Origin of the sequence: Streptomyces cadmiisoli (assembly GCF_003261055.1) — a bacterium.
Lineage (GTDB): Bacteria > Actinomycetota > Actinomycetes > Streptomycetales > Streptomycetaceae > Streptomyces > Streptomyces cadmiisoli.
The window spans coordinates 2109178-2136120 of record NZ_CP030073.1 but is presented as its reverse complement, the minus strand read 5'-3'; the positions used below and the strand labels follow the sequence as shown (position 1 = coordinate 2136120).

The 26943-nt window shown below is 73.0% G+C and carries 23 protein-coding genes and 1 pseudogene; 8 read left to right on the top strand and 16 right to left on the bottom strand.

Annotation, left to right across the window (positions count from 1 at the left end):
• Positions 1 to 6: 6 nt before the first annotated feature.
• Positions 7 to 1257 carry an alpha-L-fucosidase gene (locus DN051_RS08885; RefSeq protein WP_112438447.1) on the top strand — a complete coding sequence of 417 codons (1251 nt, stop codon included), beginning with the start codon at positions 7 to 9 and terminating at the stop codon, positions 1255 to 1257.
• A 52-nt stretch (positions 1258 to 1309) separates the two neighbouring features.
• Here the strand turns inward: DN051_RS08885 and DN051_RS08880 are convergent, their stop codons facing one another.
• A complete protein-coding gene (locus DN051_RS08880) occupies positions 1310 to 2443 on the bottom strand; it encodes an ATP-grasp domain-containing protein (protein ID WP_112438446.1) in 1134 nt (377 codons plus the stop codon).
• 293 nt (positions 2444 to 2736) lie between these two features.
• Between DN051_RS08880 and DN051_RS08875 the strand changes: the two genes are divergently transcribed.
• Both DN051_RS08875 and DN051_RS08870 read left to right on the top strand, forming a co-directional pair.
• The gene (locus tag DN051_RS08875; RefSeq protein ID WP_053759074.1) at positions 2737 to 3597 is read left to right on the top strand and encodes a metallophosphoesterase family protein; all 861 of its coding nucleotides are present in this window, start codon (positions 2737 to 2739) and stop codon (positions 3595 to 3597) included.
• Positions 3594 to 4277 carry a 4'-phosphopantetheinyl transferase family protein gene (locus DN051_RS08870; RefSeq protein ID WP_053759073.1) on the top strand — a complete coding sequence of 228 codons (684 nt, stop codon included), beginning with the start codon at positions 3594 to 3596 and terminating at the stop codon, positions 4275 to 4277. Before DN051_RS08875 ends, DN051_RS08870 begins: the two co-directional genes overlap by 4 nt.
• Positions 4278 to 4308: 31 nt before the next feature.
• Here DN051_RS08870 and DN051_RS08865 read toward each other — a convergent pair whose 3' ends face one another.
• The 3 genes from DN051_RS08865 to DN051_RS08855 form a co-directional block, all read right to left on the bottom strand.
• A complete protein-coding gene (locus tag DN051_RS08865; protein WP_053759072.1) occupies positions 4309 to 4545 on the bottom strand; it encodes a hypothetical protein in 237 nt (78 codons plus the stop codon).
• A 276-nt stretch (positions 4546 to 4821) separates the two neighbouring features.
• Complete coding sequence (locus DN051_RS08860) at positions 4822 to 5352, bottom strand: hypothetical protein (protein WP_053759071.1); 531 nt, start codon at positions 5350 to 5352, stop codon at positions 4822 to 4824.
• A 33-nt stretch (positions 5353 to 5385) separates the two neighbouring features.
• Positions 5386 to 6042, bottom strand: a complete 657-nt coding sequence (locus DN051_RS08855; protein WP_053759070.1) for a helix-turn-helix domain-containing protein — start codon at positions 6040 to 6042, stop codon at positions 5386 to 5388.
• 223 nt (positions 6043 to 6265) lie between these two features.
• On the opposite strand from DN051_RS08855, the gene DN051_RS08850 reads away from it, so the two are divergent.
• The 3 genes from DN051_RS08850 (at position 6266) to DN051_RS08840 (ending at position 11917) form a co-directional block, all read left to right on the top strand.
• Complete coding sequence (locus tag DN051_RS08850; RefSeq protein WP_053759069.1) at positions 6266 to 6934, top strand: MmyB family transcriptional regulator; 669 nt, start codon at positions 6266 to 6268, stop codon at positions 6932 to 6934.
• A gap of 469 nt (positions 6935 to 7403) precedes the next feature.
• Positions 7404 to 9584 (top strand): discoidin domain-containing protein, encoded by a 2181-nt coding sequence (locus DN051_RS08845; RefSeq protein ID WP_053759068.1) that lies wholly within the window; start codon positions 7404 to 7406, stop codon positions 9582 to 9584.
• Between the two features lie 281 nt (positions 9585 to 9865).
• Positions 9866 to 11917 (top strand): phosphocholine-specific phospholipase C, encoded by a 2052-nt coding sequence (locus DN051_RS08840; RefSeq protein ID WP_112438445.1) that lies wholly within the window; start codon positions 9866 to 9868, stop codon positions 11915 to 11917.
• 9 nt (positions 11918 to 11926) lie between these two features.
• On the opposite strand, the gene DN051_RS08835 is transcribed toward DN051_RS08840, so the two are convergent.
• Both DN051_RS08835 and DN051_RS08830 read right to left on the bottom strand, forming a co-directional pair.
• Positions 11927 to 12856 carry a DMT family transporter gene (locus tag DN051_RS08835; protein WP_053759053.1) on the bottom strand — a complete coding sequence of 310 codons (930 nt, stop codon included), beginning with the start codon at positions 12854 to 12856 and terminating at the stop codon, positions 11927 to 11929.
• Positions 12853 to 13650 carry a phosphatase PAP2 family protein gene (locus DN051_RS08830; RefSeq protein ID WP_053759052.1) on the bottom strand — a complete coding sequence of 266 codons (798 nt, stop codon included), beginning with the start codon at positions 13648 to 13650 and terminating at the stop codon, positions 12853 to 12855. The genes DN051_RS08835 and DN051_RS08830 overlap by 4 nt, the downstream gene beginning before the upstream one ends.
• Positions 13651 to 13881: 231 nt before the next feature.
• On the opposite strand from DN051_RS08830, the gene DN051_RS08825 reads away from it, so the two are divergent.
• Positions 13882 to 14496, top strand: a complete 615-nt coding sequence (locus DN051_RS08825; RefSeq protein WP_053759051.1) for a TetR/AcrR family transcriptional regulator — start codon at positions 13882 to 13884, stop codon at positions 14494 to 14496.
• A gap of 174 nt (positions 14497 to 14670) precedes the next feature.
• Here DN051_RS08825 and DN051_RS08820 read toward each other — a convergent pair whose 3' ends face one another.
• From DN051_RS08820 to DN051_RS08810, 3 genes are all read right to left on the bottom strand, one after another.
• On the bottom strand, positions 14671 to 15663 hold the full coding sequence (locus tag DN051_RS08820) for a DUF2510 domain-containing protein (protein WP_053759050.1): 993 nt from the start codon (positions 15661 to 15663) through the stop codon (positions 14671 to 14673).
• A gap of 76 nt (positions 15664 to 15739) precedes the next feature.
• The gene (locus DN051_RS08815; protein ID WP_053759049.1) at positions 15740 to 16894 is read right to left on the bottom strand and encodes an anhydro-N-acetylmuramic acid kinase; all 1155 of its coding nucleotides are present in this window, start codon (positions 16892 to 16894) and stop codon (positions 15740 to 15742) included.
• Positions 16895 to 16898: 4 nt separating this feature from the next.
• Positions 16899 to 18203 carry an MFS transporter gene (locus DN051_RS08810; protein ID WP_053759048.1) on the bottom strand — a complete coding sequence of 435 codons (1305 nt, stop codon included), beginning with the start codon at positions 18201 to 18203 and terminating at the stop codon, positions 16899 to 16901.
• Between the two features lie 237 nt (positions 18204 to 18440).
• Here DN051_RS08810 and DN051_RS08805 point away from each other — a divergent pair, with 237 nt between their 5' ends.
• Complete coding sequence (locus tag DN051_RS08805) at positions 18441 to 21119, top strand: ATP-binding protein (protein WP_112438444.1); 2679 nt, start codon at positions 18441 to 18443, stop codon at positions 21117 to 21119.
• 58 nt (positions 21120 to 21177) lie between these two features.
• Here the strand turns inward: DN051_RS08805 and pcaDC are convergent, their stop codons facing one another.
• From pcaDC to DN051_RS08770, 7 genes and pseudogenes are all read right to left on the bottom strand, one after another.
• Positions 21178 to 22359, bottom strand: coding sequence for a bifunctional 3-oxoadipate enol-lactonase/4-carboxymuconolactone decarboxylase PcaDC (pcaDC, locus tag DN051_RS08800; protein ID WP_112438443.1), 1182 nt, complete (start codon positions 22357 to 22359; stop codon positions 21178 to 21180).
• On the bottom strand, positions 22356 to 23714 hold the full coding sequence (gene pcaB / locus DN051_RS08795) for a 3-carboxy-cis,cis-muconate cycloisomerase (RefSeq protein WP_112438442.1): 1359 nt from the start codon (positions 23712 to 23714) through the stop codon (positions 22356 to 22358). Before pcaB ends, pcaDC begins: the two co-directional genes overlap by 4 nt.
• Complete coding sequence (gene pcaG / locus DN051_RS08790; RefSeq protein ID WP_053759044.1) at positions 23711 to 24316, bottom strand: protocatechuate 3,4-dioxygenase subunit alpha; 606 nt, start codon at positions 24314 to 24316, stop codon at positions 23711 to 23713. Before pcaG ends, pcaB begins: the two co-directional genes overlap by 4 nt.
• Positions 24317 to 24321: 5 nt before the next feature.
• Positions 24322 to 25095 (bottom strand): protocatechuate 3,4-dioxygenase subunit beta, encoded by a 774-nt coding sequence (gene pcaH, locus DN051_RS08785; protein WP_112438441.1) that lies wholly within the window; start codon positions 25093 to 25095, stop codon positions 24322 to 24324.
• Positions 25096 to 25103: 8 nt separating this feature from the next.
• Positions 25104 to 25319, bottom strand: a pseudogene (locus tag DN051_RS08780) (3-oxoadipyl-CoA thiolase); the annotation flags it as partial.
• An 83-nt stretch (positions 25320 to 25402) separates the two neighbouring features.
• Complete coding sequence (locus DN051_RS08775) at positions 25403 to 26050, bottom strand: CoA transferase subunit B (protein WP_112438440.1); 648 nt, start codon at positions 26048 to 26050, stop codon at positions 25403 to 25405.
• Positions 26050 to 26832 carry a CoA transferase subunit A gene (locus tag DN051_RS08770; protein WP_053759040.1) on the bottom strand — a complete coding sequence of 261 codons (783 nt, stop codon included), beginning with the start codon at positions 26830 to 26832 and terminating at the stop codon, positions 26050 to 26052. Before DN051_RS08770 ends, DN051_RS08775 begins: the two co-directional genes overlap by 1 nt.
• Positions 26833 to 26943: the final 111 nt, after the last annotated feature.

Genomic DNA, 26943 nt, shown 5'->3' with positions numbered 1-26943 from the left:
CCCGCCATGACCATGCAGCAGTGGTTCACCGACGCCAAGCTGGGGATCTTCGTCCACTGGGGCGTCTACGCCGTCGACGGCGTCCAGGAGTCCTGGTCGTTCTACGACGACATCGTCCCGCACGACCGGTACATGTCCCAGCTGGAGCGCTTCACCGCCGCCGAGTACGACCCGCGCGAGTGGGCCGCGCTGTTCGCACGGGCCGGCGCCCGGTACGCGGTGCTCACCAGCCGCCACCACGACGGCGTCGCAATGTGGGACACCGCGTACGGCGAGCTGAACGTGGGCCGCGACCTGATATCCGGCTACGCCGACGCCCTGCGCGAGCGGGGACTGAAGGTCGGCCTGTACTACTCGCACTCCGACTGGAACCACCCCGACTACGCCTCCACCCGCAAGCCCGGCCGCCCGCCGGAGCAGGAGGACAACCGGTACTCCGAGGTCGCCGCCGAGTTCGAGGACCTGGCGGCCTGGGAGCGGTACATCGCCTACCGCGACGGGCAGATCCGCGAACTCACCGGCCGCTACCGGCCCGACCTGATGTGGTTCGACGGCGAGTGGGAGCGCAGCGAGGAGCAGTGGCGCATCCCCGAACTCGCCGCGCTCATCCGCTCCGAGGTGCCGGACGTCGTCCTCAACGCCCGCATGCTCGGCGAGGGCGACTACGCGACCCCCGAGCAGGGTGCGCCCGTCGTCCCGCCCGAGGGCCCGTGGGAGCTGTGCCTGACCGTCAACGACTCCTGGGGCCACCAGCACCACGACCACAACCACAAGTCGGTCGACCAGCTGATCCGCTACTTCACCGAGACCATCGCGGGAGGCGGCAATCTGCTGCTCGGCATCGGCCCGCGGGAGGACGGCACCGTCCCCGCCGAGCACGTCCGGCGCCTGGAGGGTCTCGGTGACTGGATCGCACGGCACGCACCGGCCGTGTACGGCACCGAGCGCGGCCTGCCCGCCGGCCACCACCACGGACCCAGCACCCTGTCCAAGGACCGGCGCACCCTGTACCTGATGCTGTTCGACGCCCCGCGCGCCGAGTGGGCGGTGCGCGGGCTGCGCAGCGCGGTGCGCCGGGTCACCGTGCTCGGCACCGGCACCGAGCTGGGCCACCGCGTCGTCGGCGGACTGCACGAGGCGCCGGGCGTGCTGTGGATCGAACCGCCCGCGGCGGCGGACCTCGACCCGCACGCCACCGTGCTCGCCGTGGAACTGGACGGTGAGCTGGAGCTGTACCGCGGCGCGGGCCGCTTCTGAGACAGCCGGGTGGGGTGCCCGGTCCGAGCCGGCCGGGCACCCCGGAGACGTACTAGAGAGGCAGCACCCGGGCCGCGCCGGTCTCGACGGCGCCGACCGGCGCCGGGGAGGGAACCGCCGGCAGCAGCGGCCCGGGCTCCTCCGTCCGCTGCTGCGGGATCGACACCGGGCGCAGCGGCCGCGGCCCCGACACCACGGAGTAGTCCTGGCCGAGGAACGGCGGCGCGATCTCCCCCGGGTCGTCACCGAGCGCCAGACGCACCGCGGCCCAGGGAGCGTTGATCCCGCACAGCGACAGCTGGTGCAGCCCGCCGGCCGGACGCGTGTTGACATCCATCAGCACCGGTCGGTCGCCGAACATCCGGAACTGGATGTTGGACAGGTGGTGCAGCCCGAAGCCCTCGGCGATCCGCCGGGCCGGCTCCAGCCACTGCTCGTGCAGGGTGAACCCGCGCCGTCGTCCGTTCTTCGTCCGCCCGACCGCCATCCGCACCCGGTTGTCCCGGCCGGTGAGGCAGTCCACCGACACCTCCGGCTGCTCCAGCCTGGGCATCACGAGCCAGTCGACCGGCTCCTCGGCCTGCCGGACCGCCTCCACGACCACGTCGAGCGGCACGTACGGGCCGGGGAACCCGCTGAGGTGCACGAGCGAGAAGGGGGTGCGCGTGATCACACGGAAGCCCACCCCGCCGGCCCCCGAGGCCGGCTTGAAGCACGCCTTGTGGCCGCCGGCCTCCAACTCCTCGACGGCCGCGACCAGTTCGTCGGCGCCGCGCACCCGCCACCACGGCGGCACCGGGACACCGATCGCCTGGACCGCCTCGTAGGCGATCACCTTGTCGTGGAAGACGGCCACGGCCTCCGGCGGAGGTGCCAGCAGGGCGGTGCCGATCGCCTCGAACTCGGCCCGGTGCGCCACGATCGCCGCCTGGTGCAGCCGCGGCACGAACACGTCGATGCCGCGCCGGACGCACTGGTTCAGCGCGAACTCGACGTAGGCGGCGGGGGACAGCCCCTCGGGTTCGAGGTCGGCGGTGTCGGCGGCGGCCAGCACCGGGGAGTCGGGGTCGCCGTGGGTGGCGTGGATCTCGACCGCCCGATCGCCCGGATTTCTCCGCAGCTGATCGATGAAGAACACGTTCTCCGCGTACGTGCGGTTGAGCCAGACGCGTACGCGAGAGACCATGCAGGCCGCCTTCCACAGTTCGCGGGCACGGCGGAGCGGGGCCGGCCCGGCCAGGGGGTGATGGGAGGGACACCGAACCGCCCCTGCGTGAAGGGAGTTTCGTGGCGGTGGTGTTGGGGCGATCATACGGCTTCGCGAGCCCGCCGCGTGCAACGTGCGTGTTACGGATTATCCGATCATCCACATGCGCAGCCCGTGTTCCTGCTACCTCACCCATACGTCCCAATCGCCCTTGCCGAGGCGGGCGCGCATGTGTTCTCGTGGTCTCGTTCGGGTGATCAAGGGGGGCACGGGTGACGTCGAGGGCCGGCGGTGCCGGGCAGCTGCTGGCGATCAGCGACCTGCACATCGGATACGCGGAGAACCGCGACCTGGTCGAGAAGATGCGCCCCGAGTCCGACGACGACTGGCTGCTGGTGGCCGGTGACGTCGCGGAGACCGTGTCCGCGATCCGCTGGGCCCTGCAGACCCTCGCGGACCGCTTCCGGAAGGTCGTCTGGGTCCCGGGCAACCACGAGCTGTGGACCCATCCGTCGGACGAGGTGACCCTGCGCGGTGTCGCCCGCTACGACCACCTCGTGGAGGTCTGCCGCGAACTGGGCGTGGTCACCCCCGAGGACCCCTACCCCGTCTGGGAGGGCCCGGGTGGGCCGGTGGCCGTGGCGCCGCTGTTCCTGCTGTACGACTACAGCTTCCTGCCGGCCGGCTGCGCGACCAAGGAGGAGGGTCTGGCGTACGCCCACTCCACCGGGGTCGTGTGCAGCGACGAGTACCTGCTGCACCCCGACCCCTATCCGACGCGCGAGGACTGGTGCCGGGCCCGGGTCGCGCAGACCGAGCGCCGGCTCGCCGAGCTCCCCGACGGTCTGCCGACCGTCCTGGTCAACCACTACCCGCTGGACCGGCACCCGACGGACGTCCTGTGGTACCCGGAGTTCGCGATGTGGTGCGGCACCCGGCTGACCGCGGACTGGCACCGCCGGTTCCGGGTGGAGACCATGGTGTACGGGCATCTGCACATCCCGCGCACCACCTGGCACGAGGGCGTCCGCTTCGAGGAGGTGTCGGTGGGCTACCCCCGCGAATGGCGCAAGCGACCCGGACCGCCCGGACGGCTGCGCCGCATTCTGCCGAGGGAGGAGGAGTCCCGGTGATCGAGGAGCTGCTGCCGGACACGGTGGTCTGCGTCGAGGCGCTCGGCGACGACGGGACCGAGCCGGTGCCGCTGTACCCGGAGGAGGAGGCGCTGGTCGCGCGGGCGGTCGACAAGCGCCGGCGCGAGTTCGCGCTGGTGCGCGGCTGCGCCCGCCGCGCCATGGAGAAGCTCGCCGTGCCGGCGCAGCCGGTGCTGCCCGGTGAGCGCGGAGCCCCGCACTGGCCGGCCGGTCTGGTGGGCAGCATGACCCACTGCGACGGCTACGGTGCCGCCGCGCTGGCCCGCGCCGCCGACCTGGCCTCGCTCGGCATCGACGCGGAACCGCACGCGGCGCTCCCGGAGGGTGTTCTGGAGGCCGTGGCCCTGCCCGGCGAGCAGGACCGGCTGCGGCGCCTGGACGCCGAGCGGCCCGACGTCCGCTGGGACCGCCTGCTGTTCAGCGCCAAGGAGTCGGTCTACAAGGCGTGGTTCCCGCTCACCCGGAAGTGGCTGGACTTCTCGGAGGCCGACATCGACCTCACCGCGGAGACCGGGGACGGGCCGCCGCACGGACGGTTCCGTGCGGCGCTGCTGGTACCGGGCCCCGTCGTCGACGGCACGCGGCTCGACGCCTTCGAGGGCCGCTGGACCGTCCAACACGGCCTGCTGGCCACGGCGGTGACGGTGCCGCACGCCTGAGCCCCGGTGGCAGCACCACCGGGCGGATCCGTCAGGCCCGCGGGCACCAGCTGTGCAGCAGACGGAAGAACTCCTCCTCGTTGCCGGCCAGTCCCGCGGCGGCCAGCGCCTGTTCCGCCTCCGCCAGCACGGCGGGCGGGACCATGGGCGGCGTGCGGGTGTCCGGTGGTCCGGCCGCGGTGTCGAACGCCGCTCGTACCGTGTGCAGCAGGCGCAGGTAGGCCTGCACGGCGGTGCGCTCGCGGTCGGTCAGTACGGCAGTGGGCATCGGTCGGCTCTCCCCGCCTCGTCGTGGCATGACGCGCCCTGCGGCACGTACGCCACCGCACACCGGGTGGCGCACCTCCAGCTTGCCGCCCACCACTGACAATCCGGCCCCGACCCAGCGCGGCTTCCCCCGACCGGCGGCCCACCGCGCGCCCGTCCGCCCGCTCCGACGGGCCCAGGGCCTGTCGTCGAATTCCCGCCTGCCCCGCGATGCCCGGCACGCACTCTCGCCGCGGGGGCCGCCCTTCGGGCGACGACAGCAAGGTGACGACAGGCCCTAGCCCTGCGCTCCCGGATAACCGAGGGACACCTCGATGCGTCCCGCCAGGCGGTCCCGCTGCACCGGCTGGCGGTGCGCCGAACCCGCCAGCCAGGTACGGCACTTGCTGGCGAGCAGCAGCCCGAAGCTCTCCGCCTCCTTCTCGTCGGCGAGGTCGAACCGGGTGCGGGCGGCGACCTTCAGGACCGTCGCCCGGAGGTCGGCGTTGTCGTCGAGTAAACGGGCCGCGACCGCGGCGCCCTCGACGTGATGGCTGCAGTGCCCGGCCTTCATGTGCCACAGCTCGTGGCCGAGGATCACCAACTGGTGGTCGGGGGCGGTGCGTTCCTCGATGACGACGAGGTCCTGGTCGGCCATGTCGAGCCACAGGCCGCTGGCCGTGCCGGGCGGGAAGGGGGCGGTGCGGCAGTGCACGGGCCGACCGCGGCGCCGGCTCATCGAGTCGCACAGCGCCGCGTACAGGTCGGCGGGCAGGGCCGGCGCGGGCAGGCTGAGCTCCGCGACCAGCTCGCCGCACAGCCGGCGCATTTCCCTACCGATGCCCACAGGTAACCCCCCGGATCACGACTCGGGCCGCTTGACGCTCTCCAGGAGCATGTCCAGCCACTCGGCTACCTTGTCACGGTGCTGGTCGGTGGGCAGTTGGGCGGCACGCCAGGCGATGCCCCGCACCCCGTGGTCCTGCAACAGCCGCTCCAGCGGGTCCTCGGCGGTCGAGGCCGCCTCCCGCTCCCGGTCGGCGAGTTTCTGGAGCAGTTCCTGCTCGGTGCGCTGCAAGGCGCCCGCGAGTGCCTCGGGGTCCTCGGCCGTGAGGAATCCGGCGTGCACCCGGAAGAAGCGCTGAATGGCGTCGCAGTGCTCCATGGTGGGCCGCCGGTCGCCGTTGATCAGCGCGCCGGCCTGCTGCCGCGACATGCCCGCGCCGTCGGCGATCTCCTGCTGGGTGTACCTGCGACCGTTCGGTTTCAGCCGTGTGCGGCGCAGCAGATCCAGGCGTTGCAGGAATCGCGACTGCACATCCGGCTCACCCGCCGGACGGCCGCTCAGCAATTCCTTCACAACCGGCTCGGGGACACCGCTGGCGACGGACAGCCGGGCGGTGTCGAAGACCTCCGCGTGCGATACGCCGATCCGGTCGGCGAGCGCGGCGACACGGGCGATCACGGCCGGCAGGGTGGCCGTCGCCGTGGCGCCCGGAACCTCGTAGCCATCCGTCACCGACAGGTCTCCTACGTCTCTCACGAGCTTCCGATGTGTGATTGCCGTGAACTTCCCGGAGAGTAGCGGGTGGTTCGAACTCACATCCAGGTCTCGCCACAACTGTGGCCAATTTCAGCCGTCAACAGACATGAAATGCCACGATAGTTGACACGCCTTGCCTCGGGGCATCAGGATCGGGGCGCCGCGTGAAGGCCGCAGAGGCAAGAGGGGTGACCTCCCGATGGCACATCAGGCAGGAGGACAGCGCTCCGCGCTGCGGTCCGTTACCGAAGGTTCCGAGGTCCAGTCGTATCTCCAGGACTACGCCACGCTGCTCGACGCGGTCCCCTTCCCCTCCTTCGTCGTGGACCGGCGCTGGGACGTCGTCCTCGCCAACGGCGCGTTCCAGGGGCTGTTCCGGGGGATCGGCCCGCATCCCACGGCCATGCCGGGCGACAACTTCCTGCGGTTCGTGCTGTTCCACCCCGACGCGCCCACCGTCCTCGGTGAGCACGAGTCGAGCTGGTTCCTGCCGATGCTGGCCCACTTCTCGGCCGCCGTCGAACAGCACGGACAGGACCATGTCCTCCAGGCGGTCCGCCGGGAGATCGCGCAGGACCCGATCATGGAAGCCGCCTTCCGGCAGGGCCTGCCGCACTGGATCCGCGCCGTCGGCGAGGCCGCCGTCGAGCACGACGGGGCGGTCCGACCGCTGCTGCACCCGGACCCGCGGTGGGGCGCCACGGAGTGCCGCATCGTCGGTGAGACCCCCACGAGGCTGCGGGACATGGGCTGTACGCGGCTGACCATGATCCTGCGCGAGGCGCGTCGGCCGTCCGCTCCGCGGCGCCGGACGCGCGAACGCCGCACGGCGAGCCACCTCAGCGTGGTGCCCGCCCCCGAGGTCTGACCGGGCACCGTCGGCGTTCAGGTCGCCGACGGCGCCACGGTCGGGCCGCCCCCGTGATGCTCCGGGAAGCCCGCCTCCGTCCTGCGCGGCCGTCCGTCAGCGGGCGGTCCGTCACCCGTCATCCGTCACGCAAATACTTGCACCGCGTGCGTGGATTTTGCGCCCCCTGCGTCAGGCGTACTCGCCCCGCTGACGAGTTTCGTGGTCAGCGGGGCTGTGGCGGTCCCGACGTCCTCTGAAAGTCACGCAACTTCCGCGGTGTTCACAAGGGTTGCGTCGCTGTGTCGAGCGCCCATGTCCGAGCGTCAGGGGCCGTACTGCCGTTCTGATGCAGATATCCGACCTGCAATTCGATAATTGCAATGACTGCGTGACATCTTGCGTGGCGATGTCGGCGGTGCTTGAGTGTGCGGCGTTTCCGACATCGTGCCCGCTGGCCCCGCAACCCCCACCACGAAGGGATCGGCACATGCAGTCGACCACCCGCAGATATGTCAGGTGCATGGCGTCCGTCGGGGTGACCGTCGCCCTGACCGCCGGCACGCTCGCCACCCTCGGTACGCCGGCCGCGTACGCCGCGGCCGGTGCCACCCTGCCCTTCACCTCGGTCGAGGCCGAGTCCGCGACCACGACGGGCAGCAGGATCGGCCCCGATCTCACCCAGGGCACCCTCGCCTCCGAGGCGTCCGGCCGGCAGGCCGTCCGGCTCTCGGCCGGTCAGCGCGTCGAGTTCACCGTGCCCCGTGCGGCCAACGCCGTGAACGTCGCCTACAGCGTCCCCGACGGCCAGTCCGGCACGCTCGACGTGTACGTCAACGGGACCAGGATCGCGAAGACCCTCGCCGTCACCTCCAAGTACTCGTACGTCGACACCGGCTGGATCCCCGGCGCGCGGACCCACCACTTCTACGACAACGCCCGGCTGCTGCTCGGCCAGAACGTGCAGGCCGGTGACAAGGTCGCCCTCCAGGCGACGAACACCCAGGTCACCGTGGACGTCGCCGACTTCGAGCAGGTCGCCGGGCCGGCCGGCCAGCCCGCCGGATCGGTCTCCGTCGTCTCCCGGGGCGCCGACCCGAGCGGCCAGGGCGACTCGACGCAGGCCTTCCGCGACGCCATCGCCGCGGCGCAGGGCGGGGTGGTGTGGATCCCGCCGGGCGAGTACCGGCTGACGTCGTCCCTCAACGGGGTGCAGAACGTGACCCTCCAGGGCGCCGGGCACTGGCACTCCGTGGTGCGCACCTCCCGTTTCATCGACCAGTCGGGCTCCTCGGGACGGGTCCACATCAAGGACTTCGCGGTCGTCGGAGAGGTAACCGAACGCGTCGACTCCAGCCCGGACAACTTCGTCAACGGCTCGCTAGGCCCGAACTCCAGCGTCTCGGGCATGTGGCTCCAGCACCTCAAGGTCGGCCTGTGGCTGACCGGCAACAACGACAACCTCGTCGTCGAGAACAGCCGTTTCCTCGACATGACGGCCGACGGCCTCAACCTCAACGGCACCGCGCGCGGCGTCCGCGTCCGCAACAACTTCCTGCGCAACCAGGGCGACGACGCGCTCGCCATGTGGTCGCTGTACGCGCCGAACACGAGCAGCAGTTTCGAGAACAACACCATCACCCAGCCGAACCTCGCCAACGGCATCGCGATCTACGGCGGCACCGACATCACCGTCCGGGACAACCTGGTCTCCGACACCAACGCCCTCGGCAGCGGTATCGCGATCTCGAACCAGAAGTTCCTCGACCCGTTCCACCCGCTGGCCGGCACCATCACCGTCGACGGCAACACGCTCGTCCGCACCGGAGCGATGAACCCCAACTGGAACCATCCGATGGGCGCCCTGCGCGTCGACTCCTACGACAGCGCCATCGACGCGCAGGTCCGCATCACGAACACCACGATCACCGACAGCCCGTACAGCGCGTTCGAGTTCGTCTCCGGCAGCGGGCGCGGCCTGGCGGCGCGGAACGTCACGGTCGACGGCGCCACCGTACGCAACACCGGCACGGTCGTCGTCCAGGCCGAGACGCAGGGCGCCGCCACCTTCCGCAACGTCACGGCCACCGGCGTCGGCGCCGCCGGGATCTACAACTGCCCCTACCCGTCGGGTTCGGGCACCTTCACCGTCACCGACGGCGGCGGCAACTCCGGCTGGAGCAGCACATGGTCCGACTGCTCGACCTGGCCCCGGCCCGGTCAGGGCAACCCGGACCCCGACCCCGGCCGCAACCTCGCCAAGGGCCGCCCGGCCACCGCGACCGGCTCCCAGGACGTCTACACGCCCGGCAGGGCGGTCGACGGGGACGCGAGCAGCTACTGGGAGTCGGCCAACAACGCCTTCCCGCAGTCCCTGACCGTGGACCTCGGCTCGGCCGAGGCGGTGCGCCGGCTGGTGCTCAAGCTGCCGCCGTCCTCCGCCTGGCAGGCCCGCACCCAGACGTTCTCGGTGCAGGGCAGCACCGACGGCTCGACGTACTCGACGGTCGTCGCCGCGCAGGGGCACCGCTTCGACCCGGCGACCGGCAACACGGTCACCGTCCCCCTGCCGGGCGGTACGAACCTGCGCTACCTGCGGCTGCACGTGACGGCCAACACCGGCTGGCCTGCCGCCCAGTTCAGTGAGGTGGAGGCGTACCTGACCTCATGACCGGCTTCCCCGAAGCCTCGCCGGCCCGGACCTCCTCGTACGCGAGGTCCGGGCCGGCGGGACTTTCGGGCACACCCGTGTGCACCATCGCTCCCTCGGTACGCACCGAATCGTCCGGAAACCGTCCCGATTGGGCGAGACGCAGTCCACGTACCCGCGACTTTCACAGCAGCGCCACCGCACCCTTCCCTGACGTTCGGTGCTCTTGGAACACTCCTTTCGCGCGCATTCCGTCATCACCCGGCCGGTCGAACCACTTCAGGACGAGAGGTCCTTCACCCATGCCCGAAGTCAACCGGCGCACATTCCTCCAGATCGCGGGCGCCACCACAGCCTTCACCGCGCTGTCGAGCAGCATCGAGCGGGCCGCCGCGCTGCCGGCCAACCACCGCTCGGGAACGATCGAGGATGTCGAGCACATCGTCGTCCTGATGCAGGAGAACCGTTCCTTCGATCACTACTTCGGCAAGCTGCGCGGTGTCCGCGGGTTCGGCGACCCGCACCCCGTGTCCCTGGACAACGGCAAGTCGGTGTGGCACCAGGCCGAGAACGGCGAGGAGGTGCTGCCCTTCCACCCCGACGCCGACGACCTCGGCATGCAGTTCCTCGAAGGGCTCCCGCACAGCTGGCCCGACGGGCAGGAGGCCTACCACGACGGCAAGTACGACAAGTGGCTGCCCGCCAAGGGCACCACGACCATGGCGTACCTGACCCGCGAGGACATCCCCTTCCACTACGCCCTCGCCGACACCTTCACGGTCTGCGACGCCTACCACTGCTCGTTCATCGGCTCGACCGACCCGAACCGCTACTACATGTGGTCCGGGCACACCGGCAACGACGGCAAGGGCGGCGGCCCGGTCCTCGGCAACGACGAGCTGGGCTACGACTGGACGACCTACCCCGAGCGCCTGGAGAAGGCGGGCGTCTCCTGGAAGGTCTACCAGGACATCGGCGACGGCCTGGACGCGGCCGGCTCCTGGGGCTGGATCGCGGACGCCTACCGCGGCAACTACGGCGACAACTCGCTGCTGTACTTCAACAAGTACCGCAACGCCCGGCCCGGCGACCCCTGGTACGACAAGGCCCGCACCGGTACCGACGTCAAGAACGGCGACGGCTACTTCGACCGGCTCAGGGCCGACGTCAAGGCGGACAAGCTGCCGCAGATCTCGTGGATAGCGGCCCCCGAGGCCTTCTCCGAGCACTCCAACTGGCCGTCGAACTACGGTGCCTGGTACATCGCGCAGGTCCTGGACGCCCTCACCTCCAACCCGGCGGTGTGGGCGAAGACGGCCCTGTTCATCACCTACGACGAGAACGACGGCTTCTTCGACCACCTGGTGCCGCCGCTGCCGCCGAAGGACGCCTCCAGGGGCAGGTCCACCGTCGATGTCTCCCTCGACCTGTACCCGGGCGACGCCGGCCGTCAGGCCGGTCCCTACGGCCTCGGTCCGCGCGTGCCGATGCTGGTCGTCTCGCCCTGGAGCAAGGGCGGCTACGTCTGCTCCGAGACGTTCGACCACACCTCGATCGTGCGCTTCATGGAGCGCCGCTTCGGCGTCCACGAGCCGCAGATCTCGCCCTGGCGGCGCGCGATCTGCGGCGACCTGACGTCCGCGTTCGACTTCTCCCGCAAGGACAGCCGGCCCACCCACCTGCCGGACACCGACGGCTACGAGCCGCCGGATCGCGAGCGGCACCCCGACTACCGGCCCACCCCGCCGGCCGACCCGGACATGCCGAGGCAGGAGCGGGGGCTGCGCCCGGCCCGTCCGCTGCGGTACGCCCCGCAGGTGGACGGTGCCGCGGACGTGGCGACCGGGAGGTTCACGCTGAACTTCGCCTCCGGCGCGAAGGCCGGCGCCGCCTTCCTGGTCACCTCCGGCAACCGCACCGACGGACCCTGGACCTACACCACCGAGGCCGGCAAGCACCTGTCCGACACCTGGAACTCGGCGTACTCCGGCGGTTCCTACGACCTGACGGTGCACGGCCCCAACGGCTTCCTGCGTGTGTTCAAGGGCCGCAACAAGGTGGCCGGACCCGAGGTCACGGTCCGGTACCGGGGTGACGACGTCGAGCTGACCCTCACCAACAAGGGGTCCGGCACGGCCCGGCTGAAGCTGGCCGACGGCTACCGCGACCGGACCCACACCTTCCGGGTGCGCCCCGGCGCGACCGTGCGGCACACCGTCGACCTGGCGGCGAGCCGCCGCTGGTACGACCTCACGGTCACCTCCGAGGACGACCCGGCGTTCCTGCGGCGCTGCGCCGGGCACGTCGAGAACGGGCGTCCCGGCGTGAGCGATCCGGCGATCGCCACGGACTGACCAGTCCGTTCACCACGGTGTGAGGTGCCCCGGTCCCGGATGCGGCTGCCGGGGCACCGACGCCGGTTCGGGCTCGGGCTCGGGCTCGGGCTCCGCCGGGAACGGAGCGGGCGACGGGCCCGGTCGTGCCGCCCGTGACAGCAGGACCACTCCCCAGGACGCCAGCGCGGCACCGGCGAGCGCCGGCACGGTGCCCGCGCCGCCGCCCCGCAGCCGTTCACCGAGCAGGGACAGCCCGATCACCGCGGCCGCCGCCGGGTTCGCCACCGTCACCAGTGCGAGGGGGGCGCCCAGTCCGCCCCGGTAGGCGCTCTGGGACAGCAGCAGGCCACCGGTCGCGAACGCCGCGACGAGCAGCGCCACACCGATCACCTCGATGCCGATCGGCGGACCGGACCGGTCCGTCGCGGCCACCGTCACGGTCTGGGTGAGGGCCGATCCGACCCCGGAGGCGATCCCGGACGCGGTCGCGTGCCGCAGCCCCGGCCGGGAGCCCGGCCAGGCCAGGGTGCCGATCAGCAGGGCCGCGGTGCCCGCGACCAGCAGGGCCTCCGAGCCGCTGAGCACGTCGTCGGGCGCGGGCCCGGACGCCGTGATCAGCAGCGCGGCCAGCCCCAGCAGGGTGAAGGCCGTGCCCCGCCACTCGACGGCGCTGACCCGCCGGCCCGCGAGCCACGCCCCCATCGGCACGGCCGCGACCAGCGTCAGCGCCCCCAGCGGCTGCACCAGGGTCAGCGGTCCGTAGGCGAGGGCGATGACATGGAGGACGGCGCCGGAGGCGTTCAGCGCCACGGACAGCCACCACGCCGCGCGGCCGAGCAGCCGCAGCACCCCCCGGCCGGAGCTGCGGGCGGCCAGGCGTTCCTGGGCGACGGCGGCGGCCGCGTAGGCGACGGCGGAGACCAGTGACAGGACGACGGCGACGAGGGTGGCGTTCATCGGGCGGCCGCCACGAGCACCGGCTGTTCGGCGGGCACCGCGTTGCCGGCCGCCCGGGGCACGGCGCGAGCCGCCCCGCGCGGCGGGCGGATCAGCGCGAGCGCCCCGCCGAGCAGTGCGGACGCCACGAGCGCGTCCAGCCAGAAGTGGTTCGCCGTGCCGACGATCACCAGCAGCGTCACCAGGGGGTGCAGCAGCCACAGCCATCGCCACCGCGACCGCCCGAGCACGATCAGCCCGATCGCCAGCATCAGTGCCCAGCCGAAGTGCAGGGAGGGCATCGCGGCGAACTGGTTGGACATCTGGTCGGTCTCCGGGGACCCGTACACCGACGGGCCGTACAGCCGCCCCGTGTCCACCAGTCCCGTCGCCGCGAGCATCCGCGGGGGAGCGAGCGGGAACGCCAGGTGCAGCACCAGCGCGGCGGCGGTGAGCGCCGCGAGTGCCCGGCGCGCCCAGACGTAGTGCCGCGGGCGCCTCAGGTAGAGCCAGACCAGGAAGGCCGCGGTGGCCGGGAAGTGGACACTGACGTAATAGGTGTTCGCGAGGTGCACCGCGAACTCGCCGTGCAGCAGCACGGACTGCACCCCGCCCTCGCTCGGCAGCCGCAGGGCTCGCTCCAGGTCCCAGACATGGTGCGCGTTGCGGAAGGCCTCGGCGGTGTGGCCGGTCGCCAGCAGCCGGCCTGCCTTGTAGACGAGGAAGAGCCCTGCGACGAGCAGCAGCTCACGGATGATCGGCGGCCGCGCTATCGCGTCGGTCTTCGGATCGGCAGGCTCGGTGCGGGCATTCATCCCCCGGCCCTTTCGCTGACGGTGTTACGTGTCGTGGGTACGACGAAGTCATCGACACGGCGCTGTACCGAAACGCGTCTGTACCGATACGGGAGTGTACCGATACGAGTGTGTACCGATACGGGAGTGTACCGATACGTACGAGTACCGGTACACTGGAGTACCGATAAGGTGGATCACACTGGAGGACGGGCCCTTTGGCCGCCGGACGGGAGCGAGGAGACGAAGCCCATGACGTCGCAGGCCGCGGACCGACCGGAGACGGTCGGCGCCTCGCGCCGCTCCAAGCTGACGCCGGAGCGTGAGCAGGAGTTCTTCGACGCCGTGCTGGACCAGATCCGCCAGTGCGGGTACGACGCCGTGACCATGGACGCCGTCGCCGCCAGCACGCGGTGCAGCAAGTCCACTCTGTACCGGCAGTGGAAGACCAAGCCCCAGTTCGTGGCGGCGGCACTGCGCTCCAACCGCCGGGTGCGGTTCGCCGACATCGACACCGGCTCGCTGGCCGAGGACCTGCGCCAGGTCGCGCGGGCCGCGGGGGACTGGTCGCGCCGCGACAGCCCGCTGCTCCAGGCGCTCGGCCACGCCGTGGTCGAGGACCGGGAACTCGCCCAGGCACTGCGTGAGGCGCTGGTGGAACCGGACGTCGCCGCGATCAGGAACATCCTGCAGCGCGGGGTGGAGCGCGGGGAGGTCCGTGCCGACCACCCGGCGCTGGAGTGCGTACCGGCGCAGATCCTCGGCGTCCTGCGCATCCGGCCGGTCCTGGAGGGCAAGGAAGCCGACGAGGACTACCTGCTCTGCTTCCTGGAGGCCGCCGTGCTGCCGGCACTCGGCCTCACCTGAGACCAGGCCGCCGTCCACGGGATGACTGGACGGCCGGCCTGCCGGCGCCGCACCGTGGGGACGGGGGCGGCGCGCCCCCTCGGCCGGGTGGGCCCCTCCGTTCAGGAGGGGCCCACCCGGCCGACCGGTGTCCGGCGGGCGCCGGGCCGCGGCCCGGCGCTCCGCGCGGCGGTGTCAGACGCTGCGTCCGTTCCCGCCGCCGGACGACACCTCGATGCCCTCGGTGATGTCGTCGATGACGCTCACCTTCTGGTCGGCGTCCACCCCGAAGCGGACCAGGACCAGATGGTCCGGGTCGGCGGGCGAGGGAAACGCGAGCGACTGGACATAGCCGTCGGCGCCCTTGCTGGTGACCGCCTTCCAGCGGACCAGGTAGCCCTTCTGCCCGGCCACCGTCACCGCCTTGGACTCCAGCACCTCGTGCGAGGTGATCCCGCCGTAGGACGTGCCGCCGTAGGACTCCTCGGCGTTCGCGGCGATGTCGGCCTTGGCGACCTGCTCCGGCGTGCTGCCCTTGGTGCGCAGCACCTGGGCGGGCGCCGAGTAGGCCCCGCCCTTGGCGCAGGACTTGGCGGTGTCGCCGGGGCAGTCGTAGGTGTCCTGCGAGCTGAGCTGCGCGCCCACGCTGAAGGCCTCACCGGTCCAGCCCTCCGGCACCGGCAGGCTGATCCCGTTGACCACGTCGGACACGGTCCCGCCGCCCTCGACCTTGGGCGGCCCGGACTCCTCCGGCCCGGGCGACCGGCCGCCGCCGGAGCCGCCCGAGTCGCCGAAGGGACCCTCGGGCGGACCGCTGCGGTCCTGGCCCTGCTGCGTACCGGCCCGGTCCGTGCCGCCTTCGTCGTCGGTCAGCGCGTAGACGCCGACACCGATGCAGGCGAGGACCACGGCGGCCGCCGTGACCGCGATGCCCGCGCGCAGACCCCGCCGCGGGGCGGCAGGGGGCTGGGGCGGTTGTCCCGGATAGCCGATGTGCCCCGGGAACACCGTCTGCTGCTGCGCCGCGTCGACGGTGGGCGGCCCCACCGGGGGACCCCAGGCGGCGGCCGGCCCCACGGGACGGGTCCGGTCCGTCCATGCCCTGCCGTCCCACCAGCGCTCGCTGGCGGGACCGTCACTTGTCTGCCCCGGGTCGGGGTACCACCCGGGAGGAGTCTCCTGCGTCATGCCCCCACCGTAAGAGGCGTCGGTGAAAGCGGGATGAGAGGGCCGTGTTCCGTCGCCGTCCGGTCCGGTGCCCCGGTCACTCCAGCACCAGCCGCACCGGCGCCCGTTCGGCCGGCGGGGGCAGCCGCAGCCCGCCCCGCCCCGGTGTCACCGACCCCAGCACGCTCGGATGCCGGGCCCCCGTGCTCGCCGGCACCGTACCGGGAAGGCCGTGCGCCGTCAGGAACCCCAGTACCGCGAAGGCGTACGCCTCCTTCGCCTGGGCGGGCAGCCCCAGCTCGTCGGAGGTACGCACGGCCACCCCCGGCAGCGCGTCACCGAGCATCCGCATCAGCACCGGGTTGCGGATGCCCCCGCCGGACGCGATCACCTCCGTGCCGCCCGTCGCCCGTACCGCGTCGGCCACCGTGCGGGCGGTCAGCCCGGTCAGTGTCGCGATCACGTCCTCGGCCGGCAGGGTGCCGAGGCCCGCCAGCGCCTGGTGCAGGTACCCGATGTGGAACAGCTCCTTGCCGGTCGTCTTCGGCGCGGGCAGCGCGTAGTACGGATCGGCCAGCAGCCGGTCCAGCAGTTCCTGATGGACGTGACCGCGCGCGGCCAGGGCGCCGTCCAGGTCGTACGCCAGCCGGCCGCCGCTGAACCCGTGCGCCGCCGCGTCGATCAGCGCGCACGCCGGGCCCGTGTCGAAGGCGGTCCCGTCGGGCGCGGTGAGGTTGGCGATCCCGCCGAGGTTGAGGGCGACCGGTGTGCCCGGCCGTCCGCGCAGCCACAGCAGGTCGACCAGGCTCACCAGGGGTGCCCCCTGCCCCCCGGCGGCGATGTCCCGGGGCCGGAAGTCGGCGACCACGGGCAGCCCGGTCGCCTCGGCGATCCACGCGGGCTGACCGAGCTGCAGCGTGCCGTGCACCTTCCCCCGATCGACCCAGTGGTACACGGTCTGCCCGTGCGAGGCCACCAACTCCGCCTGCCCGGAGCACAGTTCGCGGTCGGCCCGGACGGCCGCCGCGGCGAAGGCCCGTCCGATCCGGGTGTCCAGCCGGCACACCTCGGCCATCGGGACGGTCCCCGGCGGCAGCGCCACCGCGAGCGAGGCCCGCAGCTCGTCGTCGTACCGCTCGCTGACCATGCCGAGCGGCCTCAGCACGAGGCCGTCGCCGACGAGGCCGAGATCGGCCGCCGCGGCGTCGATGGCGTCGTACGACGTACCGGACATCAGCCCGATCACCCGCATCCGTTCAACCCGCCTTCCTCTTGCCGCCTCTCGCGGGTGCCGCCGCGAGGGCCAGCACGCTCACCGCGCAGGTCGCCGCCGCGTAGTACGCGGGGATGTCCACGTTCCCGGTCCGTTCGACGGTCTCGGTGATGATGAGCCCGGCACAGCCCGAGAACACGGCATTGGACAGGGCGTAGGCGAGTCCCAGCCCGGTGTAGCGCACGGTCGTCGGGAACATCTCCGACAGCATCGCCGGTCCGGGGCCCGCCATGAGTCCGACGACCGCGCCCGCGGCGAACACCGCCGCCCCCTTGACCGCGTTCGACACCCCGGGATCCTGAAGGAGGTTCAGCAGCGGGACGGCGAGGACCACCACGAGCAGCGCACCCGACAGCATCACGGGCCGCCGCCCCACCCGGTCGCTGAGCAGTCCGGCCGGGACGATGGTGGCCGCGAAGCCCAGATTGGCCAGCACCGTGGCGATCAGCGCCTGCTGGAAGGTGGCGTCGAGCGTGCTCTGGAGATAGGACGGCAGCACGACCAGGAAGGTGTACCCGGCCGCCGCCCAGCCCATGATGCGCCCCGCGCCCAGCGCGACGGCCCGCACCACCTCGCCCGTCGGCGGGCTGTGCCGCTCCAGCGCCCGCTCCCGGCTGAAGGCGGGCGTCTCCTCCAGCCTCAGCCTGAGCCACAGCGCGCCCAGTCCCATCGGCAGCGTCAGCAGGAACGGCAGCCGCCATCCCCAGTCGGCCAGCTGGGCCTCCGTCAGCACCGTGGCCAGCAGTGCCGCCGCGCCCGCACCGCCCAGCAGTCCGAGCGCCACCGTGAACGACTGCCAGGACCCGTACAGTCCGCGCCGCCCCGGCGGGGCGAACTCCGTCATCACCGCCACCGCCCCGCCGAACTCGCCGCCCGCGGACAGGCCCTGGAGGATCCTCAGGAAGGTCAGCAGCCAGGGGGCGAGGGCGCCGACCGTGTCGTACGTCGGCAGTGCGCCGATCAGCGTGGTCGCGCCGGTCATCAGACCGATCACCAGGATCAGCACCGGTCGTCTGCCGATCCGGTCGCCGAGCCGCCCGAACAGCGCCGCGCCGACGGGCCGGAAGAAGAACGCCAGGGCGAACGACGCGTACGTCTTCACCAGCGCCTCGACCTCACTGCCCCCCTCGGGGGTGAAGAAGCGCGCCGCGATGATCGTGGCGAAGTAGCCGTAGACGCCGAACTCGTACCACTCGATGAAGTTGCCCACCGACCCCGCCACCAGTGCCCGGCGGGACCGCTCGGGCCGGGCGCCGGCCGTGGCCGGACGCTGCGCGGGAGCGCTCATGATCCACCTCGTTCACTGGGCGGTACCGGGATACCGCGGGTTCGGAAAATCAGCGTCATTTCACGGCAGGTGACTGTCAATTACTTTCACGAGGCCTGCCGAAGGACACCACGGTGTCGCCCTCGTACACCCACTTCACGCGACACGGCAACGGCCTGCCGGTACGGTCACCGCGGCGGCGCCCGGAGGACTACTCTCGCCCTGTACGTCGTTCGGGCGACTTCGGGAGGTAGCGGGATGACGGAGGCAGGGCCGGCCGCGGCCACCTCGGATTCCCTGTGGGAGCGCGACGAGGAGGTCGCCGTCGTCGTCCGGGCGGTCGACGCCCTGTGCGCCGACGGCTCGTCCTCGGGCGGCCTGCTGGTGTTCCGGGGCGAGGCCGGGCTCGGCAAGACCGCGCTGCTCGCCGAGACCCGCCGCATCGCCGAGGACCGCGGCTGCACCGTGTGGTCGGCCCGCGGCGGCGAGACCCTCAGGTCCGTCCCCTTCAACGTGGTACGGCAACTGCTCCAGCCCGCCCTCGTGTCGCTGCTGCCGGAGGAGGCCCGCGAGTACCTCGGCGACTGGTACGACGTCGCCGGCCCCGCCCTCGGGATAGCCGACCCCGGCGGGCGGCAGCCGGACCCGCAGGGCGTGTGCGACGGCCTGGTCGCCGCGGTGCGCCGGCTGGCCAAGCGGGACTGGCCGCTGGTCCTGCTGATCGACGACGCCCACTGGGCCGACCAGGAGACCCTGCACTGGCTCGCCGCGTTCGCCGAGCGCCTGGACGATCTGTCCGTGCTGGTCGTGGTCGCCCGCCGGCCGGGCGAGGCCACCGGAGAGAGCGCCCGCCATCTGGACACGGTGTCCGCCGCCGCGGGACGGCCCGAGAACACGCTGAGCGCCCTGACCCCGGGCGCCACCGCCGGCATCACCCGCGCCACCATCGGCGCCCACGCCGATGCCCCGTTCTGCCGCGAGGTGTGGGCCGTCACCGGCGGCAACCCGTACGAGACCGTCGAACTCCTCGCCAAGGTGCGCGACAGCGAGCTGGAGCCGACCGAGAACTCGGCCGGGGAACTGCGCGCCCTGAACCGCTCGGCCCGCGGCGGCGGCCTGGTCGCCCGGCTGGAGGGGCTCGGCATCGACGCCACCCGGTTCGCCTGGGCGGCCGCCATCCTCGGCACCGCAATCTCCGTCGACCTGGTGGCCCAGCTCGCCACCATGGGCCACGACGACGCCGCGCGCTGCGCCGCCCTGCTGCGCAGCGCCCGTATCCTCACCGCCCCCGCCCAGGCGCACGGCCGGCCCGACGGCGGCGATCTGGAGTTCGTCCACCCGCTGATCGCCACCGCCGTCTACAACTCGATCCCCGACGCCCTGCGCACCGCCATGCACGGCATCGCCGCCCGGATCGTCACCGACTCCGGGCTCGGCGCCGCGGCCGCCTCCCGCCACCTCCTCCAGGTCCACCCGGACGACGACGCCGAACTCGTCGACCAACTGCGTGACGCCGCCCGCGAACACCTGGCGGTCGGCGCCCCCGACGCGGCCCGCCGCTGCCTGGAACGAGCCCTCGAGGAGCCGCCCCGGCCCGACGCCCACGCGCGCGTGCTCTACGAACTGGGCTGCGCCACCCTGCTGACCGCGCCCGCCACCACCATCGGGCACCTCCAGACCGCGCTCGCCATGCCCGGCCTCGACGGGCCCGCCCGCGTCGACGCCGTCTTCCGGCTCTCCCAGGCCCTGCTCCACAACGACCAGCTGGAACAGGCCGTCCGCACGGTCGAGGCGGAGGCCGCCCGGCACGAGGAGGGGCCGGCCCGGATGCGGCTGCGCGCCGTGCAGTACATGTGGGAGGGCATCCACGCCGGAGAGGCCGCGACCCCCGGCCGCTCCGAACGCCTCGCCGACCTCGCGCGCACCTGCACCGGCCGGGACAACTCCGAACGCGCCCTGCTCATCCTGCGCGGCTTCGACGCCATGACCCACGGCGAGAACGCCGAGGAGGTCGTCGAGCTGTGCGACCGCGCCCTCGTCAACGGCCGCCTCGCCCCGGGCCTGGGCTGGACCGACACCGAGTGGGGCGTCGAACTGCTGATGATGCTCGGCAGTTCCTACGCCTACGCCGACCGGCTCGACCGCGCCGAGAACCTCTTCGCCGAGGCCCTGCGCACCTACACCACAGCCGGCTGGAGCGGCGGCCATCTGGCCCTGGCCAACGCCTTCCTCGGCCTCGCCTTCCGCCGGCAGGGGCGCCTCAAGGACGCCGAGACGGTGCTGCGCGAGTCGCTGCGGCTCGCCGAGCGCGTGGGCCGGGGACTGCCCCTGTACTGGTCGGCGACCTGCGGTCTGATCGACACCCTGCTGGCCCGCGGCCATGTCGAGGAGGCCTGGGCCACGGCCGAGAACTACGGCTTCACCCCGCCGTACCCGTCCACCATCGTGCTGCCCGACACCCGCTCCGTGCGCGGCCGGCTGCTGCTCGCCGCGGGCCGCACCGAGGAAGGCATCAACGAGCTGGAGGCGGCGGAGAAGGCGGCGGCGGCCCGCGGCGGGCACAACCCGGTACTGGCTCCGTGGAGTGTCGACCTCGCGGTCGCGCTCGCCGGCGAGGACCCGGTCCGGGCCGGTCGCCTGGCCACCGACGCCCGCCGCCAGGCCGAGCGGTTCGGCACCGACACCGCCATCGGGGAGGCCCTGCGCTGCGCCGCCGCACTGGAGACCGGGCAGCGCAAGGTGCGGCTGGCCGCCCAGGCGGCCACCTATCTGGAGGCCTCGCCCTGCCAGTACGAGCACGCCGCGGCCCGTATCGAGTACGGACTGGTCGCCCGCTCCGCCGCCGAGCTGAACCGGGGACTGACCCTGGCCCGCTCGTGCGGCGCGGACGGGCTCGCGACGCGGGCCCGGCAGGGGCTGGCGGAGCTGGAGGGCTAGCCCGCGGGAGGCACGCACACCGGGCCGGCGGACAGCGCCGGGGCCACGGCCGGCGGGGTCACCTCGCGTCGTCGCCGGTGCCTCCTGCCGCTCCCTCGGCATCCTCGGCTTCCCTGGTTTTCTCGGCTTCCTCCTCCGCCAGCACCCGCTGGGCCGTCGCGAACGCCGCGTTGGCGGCCGGGACCCCGCAGTACACGGCCGTCTGGAGCAGCACCGCACCGATCTCCTCGGGGGTGAGACCGCCGCGCCGCGCCGCCCGCACATGCAGGGCCAGCTCGTCGTGGTGGCCGTGCGCGACCAGCGCGGTCAGCGTGATCATGCTCCGTTCGCGCCGGGTGAGTGTCGGGTCGGTCCAGATCTCGCCCCAGGCGTAGCGCGAGATGAAGTCCTGGAAGCGGGCGGTGAACGGGGTCTGCGCCGCCTGGGCCCGGTCGACGTGGGCGTCGCCGAGCACCTCGCGCCGTACGCTCGTACCGTGCCGGGCGGTGCCGTCGAAGTGCGCCCGCAGCGCGGCCAGTACCGCCTCGGGGCATTGCGCGGGCGCCAGATGGGAGGCGCCGGGGATCTCCACCAGCGCGGCTCCCGGCACGGCGTCCGCGATCTCCCGCAGGTGCGCGGGCGGGGTCGCCGGGTCCTCACGCCCGGCGACCAGCAGCGTGGGCGCGGAGATCCGTGCCAGCTCGTCCCGCAGGTCGAACGCGGCGAGCGCGTCGCAGCAGGCCGCGTACGCCGCCGGGTCGGCCTCCCGGTGGTCCTGGACCAGCCGGGGCACGGTGAATCCGGCGGTGAACCAGCGGGCGTCCGCGCTTGCGGCGAGCGGGGCGAGCCCTTCGTGCCGCACCCGGGCGGCCCGCTCCCGCCACGGCTGCGCGCCGCCGAAGTGGGCCGACGAGCAGATCACGGCCAGCGACGACACCCGCTGGGGGTGGTGCACCGCCAGATGCAGGCCGACCGCACCGCCCAGCGACACTCCGGCGTGGGCGAACCGCTCCACGCCGAGCAAGTCGGCGAGCGCGAGCACCAGGCCGGCGAGGTCGGCGACGGTGGCGCCGGGCCCGATCAGCTCCGGCGCGGAGCCGCCGTGCCCCGGCAGGTCCCAGCGGATCACCCGGTGGGTGGCGGACAGTTCGGGCGCCACCCGGTCCCACAGGGCGAGCGAGGTGCCGAGCGACGGTCCGAGCAGCAGCGGGGGAGCCGAAGCGGGCCCTTCGACGCGGTGGTCGAGGAGTTTCCCGGTCATCGGCGCTCCAGCGCTCGGTCGGTGAGGGCCCCGGCGGAGCCGGTGTAGCGGCTGGGATCGGTCAGCTCGGCCAGGTCGAGTTCCTTCAACGCCGGCTCCTCCGCGAGGAGTTCGCTCAGCGGCCGGTGCTCGGCCCGCGCCCGCCCGGCGAGCCGGGAGAGCAGTTCATCGGCGCGGGCCCGCCCGAGGAGCGGGGTCAGTTCGGCCGACAGCCGTTCCGAGACGATCGAGCCGTGGGTGAACCCGAGGTGTTCCCGCATCAGATCGGGGCGGACCCGCAGGCCCTCGGTGAGTTCCACGGCGTCCCGGGCCGCCCCGCCGGTCAGCCGCAGCAGGTCGCGCAGCGGCTCCCACTCGGCGTGCCAGGCCCCGGCCGGGCGTTCGTCCTGAGCGGTCAGCGTCCCGAACAACGTGGCGGCCAGCAGCGGTGCGCGCCGCGCGGCGGCGGCGATCAGCGTGGACCGTACGGGATTGGCCTTGTGCGGCATGGCCGACGAGCCTCCGCCGCCGCCCTCCGCCACCTCGGCGATCTCGGTGCGGGACAGGGTCAGCACATCCGCCGCGATCTTGCCGAGTGCCCCGGCGGTCAGGGCCAGGGCGCCGGCCAGGTCGGCGAGCGGGGTCCGCAGGGTGTGCCAGGGCAGGGCGGGCGCCCGCAGGCCGAGTTCGCGGGCGTACGCCGCCGGCAGCGCGGTCGGATCACTCGCGCCGTACGCCGAGAAGGCGGCCAGGGTGCCCGCCGCACCGCCCAGTTGGGCGGGGAGCGCGTTCCGTACCGCGGTCAGACGGTCGCGGGCGTCGAGCACCAGCGAGCGCCAGCCCGCCGCCTTCAGGCCGAAGGTGGTCGGGACGGCGTGCTGGGTGAGGGTGCGGCCGGGCATCGCGCTGTCCCGGTGGGCGGCGGCCAGCCGGGCCAGTGCCGCCGCCACGCGCGCGAGATCGGCCAGGACGAGGTCCAGGGTGCGCGCGGCGACCAGCATCGCCGCCGTGTCCATGATGTCCTGGCTGGTGGCGCCGCGGTGCACATACGGCCCGTGCTCCTCGCCCACCGCCGCCGTCAGGTCGGCGATCAGCGGGATCACCGGGTTGCCGCCGCCGCGGGCCCGCTCCGCCAGGGACCGTACGTCGAACCGGTCGGCGTCCGCCGCCGCGGTGACCGCCGCGGCCGCGCGAGCGGGCGCCAGATCGAGCGCGGCCTGCGCCCGGGTCAGCGCGGCCTCCGCGTCGAGCAGCGCCTGGAGCCAGGCGCGGTCGCCCGTCGCGGTCGCGGCGGGCGACCCGGCCCATCCCGGGCCGAGCAGACCGGCGTCGGGGCCGGCCGGGGACGCCGCGGGCCCCGACGGCTCGGCGGTCACCGGAACTCCAGGAAGACCGTCTCGCCCTCACCCTGGAGGCGGATGTCGAACCGGTGGGCGCCGTCGCGCTCGGCGCGGGCGATCAGGGTGTCGCGGCGCGCTCCGTCCAGCCGGGACAGCAGCGGGTCCGCGGCGAGCGCGGCCTCGTCGCCCGGCAGGTAGATCCGGGTGAACAGGTGCACCAGCAGGCCGCGTGCGAAGAGGCACACGCTGAGGTAGGGCGCGCTGCGCCCGCGCGCCCCGGGCCGCAGCGTACGCGCGACCCAGTGGCCGTCCGCGTCCGTCTGCACACGGCCCCAGCCGGTGAACTCCACGCCGTTGCGGCCGAGGAAGCCGCCTGAGGCCGGGTCGCGGCGCATCGAGCCGTCCGTGGTCGGCAGGGCGCCGTCCGGATCCGGCCCCCACAGCTCCACGATCGCGTCCGGCAGCGGCGCGCCCGCGCCGTCGGTCACCCGGCCGTGCACGGTGATCGTGTCGGGGTGGCCGGCGGGCGCGATGTCGCCGCCGCCTGGGAAGGGCAGCGCGTACCCGTAGAAGGGGCCGACCGTGTGCGACGGCGTGGGCGGCACGTCCGCCGGGGTGCTGGTGTCGATCCTGGTCATGGCGGTCAGCGTCCTTCTTCCGTCCAGGTGGCGTCCGGGCCGTCGAGCACGATGTCCCAGTGGTAGCCCAGCGAGAACTCCGGCACCGACAGGTCGTGGTCGTAGGTGGCGACCAGCCGCCGCCGTGCGGCGTCGTCCGTGACGGACTGGAGGATCGGGTCGTGGGCGAAGAGGGGGTCGTTCGGGAAGTACATCTGCGTGACCAGCCGCTGGGTGAACGCCGAACCGAACACCGAGAAGTGGATGTGCGCCGGTCGCCAGGCGCCCACGTGGTTGCGCCACGGGTAGGGGCCGGGCCGCACGGTGGTGAAGCGGTAGAAGCCGTGGCCGTCGGTCAGGGTGCGGCCGACGCCGGTGAAGTTGGGGTCCAGCGGGGCGTCGTGCTGCTCGCCCCGGTGGGCGTACCGGCCGGCCGAGTTGGCCTGCCAGATCTCGACGAGCTGACCGCGCACCGGGCGTCCCGAGCGGTCCAGCAGCCGGCCGGAGACGGAGATCCGCTCGCCGATCGGCTCACCGGTGTGGTGCCGCGTCAGATCGTCGTCGACCTCCGTGAGGTCCCGCTCACCGAACGCCGGGGAGGCCAGCTCGACCAGCTCCGGGTCCCGGGCCACGTCTATGGCGACCAAGGGCTGCTCGGGGTGGCGCAGCAGGGAGGAGCGGTACGGCGCGTAGTCGCGGCGCGGATGGTGCTCGACCGGCGCGCCGTCCGCGACCCGCTTCTCGTAGGCGGCGTGCTCGGCCGCGATCTCCCGGTCGATGTCGTGCTGGGTGAGAGCCATGGCGGTTCCTACCGTTCCAGGACGAGGGCGAGGCCCTGGCCCACGCCGATGCGGAGGGCGGCGACTCCGGTGCCGCGCCGGGCGGGCTGATGGGCGACCGTGCCGGCGAGGCGGGTGCCGGAGGCGCCGAGCGGATGGCCGAGGGCGATGGCGCCGCCGCGCGGATCGAGGACCGCCGGGGCGAACTCGGGCCGTTCGGCCGGGCAGCCGAGGACCCGGGCGGCCAGGTCGTCGGGGCGGACCGCGGCGAGCGCGCCGTCGTACCGGCCGACCGGCGTGCGTGCCGAGTCGACGACGTAGACGTCCTTCATGACGGCGGCTCCTGCTGCACGAGGACCTCGGCGCCGGTCCGGGCGGTGATCTCCTCGACGGTGACGCCCGGCGCGCACTCGACGAGCACCAGCCCGCCGTCGCTGACGTCGAGCACGCCGAGGTCGGTGACGATCCGGTCCACGCACGCCTTCCCGGTGAGCGGCAGCGTGCACTCCTCGACCAGCTTCGGGCTGCCGTCCTTGGCGGTGTGGGCCATCACCACGATGACGGTCCGGGCACCGTGCACCAGGTCCATCGCTCCGCCGATTCCGGTGATCATCCTGCCGGGGACGGCCCAGTTCGCGAGGTCGCCGCGGGCGGAGACCTGCATCGCGCCGAGCACGGCCGCGTCGATGTGGCCGCCCCGGATCATCGAGAACGACAGCGCCGAGTCGAAGAAGGACGCGCCGGGCAGGACCGTGACGGTCTCCTTGCCCGCGTTGATCAGATCGGGGTCGACCTCGTCGTCGGCGGGGTAGGGGCCGGTGCCCAGGATGCCGTTCTCCGACTCCAGGACGACCTCGACGCCGGGCGGGAGGTGATTGGGGATCAGGGTGGGCAGGCCGATGCCCAGGTTGACGTACTGGCCGTCGGAGAGTTCGCGCGCCGCCCGCGCCGCCATCTGTTCACGTGTCCAGGCCATCAGCCGCTCACCGTCCCCCGTGCCGCGGGCGCCGAGACGGTGCGCCGTTCGATCTGCTTGTCGGCCGCCTGCTCGGGTGTGAGGGCCACCACGCGCTGGACGAAGACGCCGGGCAGGTGCACCGCGTCCGGGTCCAGTTCGCCGGGTTCGACCAGTCGCTCCACCTCGGCGACGGTGATTCGCCCGGCCATCGCCGCGAGCGGGTTGAAGTTGCGGGCGGACTTGTTGAAGACGAGATTGCCGTGCCGGTCGCCCCGGGCGGCGCGCACGAGCGCGAAGTCGGTGCGGATGCCGTGCTCCAGGACGTGCTCCACGCCGTCGAACGCGCGCACCTCCTTGGGCGGTGAGGTCACCGCGACGCCGCCGGAGCCGTCGTAGCGCCAGGGCAGTCCGCCGTCGGCGACCTGGGTGCCGACGCCCGCCGGGGTGTAGAAGGCGGGGATCCCGGCGCCGCCGGCCCGCAGCCGCTCGGCCAGCGTGCCCTGCGGGATCAGCTCCACCTCCAGTTCCCCGGCCAGGTACTGGCGGGCGAACTCCTTGTTCGCGCCGATGTAGGAGCCGGTCACCCGCGCGATCCGCCCGGCGGCGAGCAGCACCGCGAGGCCGGACTCCAGTGCCCCGCAGTTGTTGGAGACCACCGACAGGCCGGTCACCGCACGCTCGTGGAGCGCCTGGATCAGCACGTCCGGCACACCGCTCAGCCCGAAGCCGCCGACCGCCAGACTCGCGCCGTCCGGTACGTCGGCCACCGCCTCCGCGGCGGTGGCCACCACCTTGTCCATTCGACAGGCCCCATCTCTTCCGAGCTTCGGCACCCCGATCGCTCAGGGCACTGAGTAAATCAGTGAAGTTTTCTTCACGCTCCCATCGGTCGGTGGCGCCGTCAAGACCTC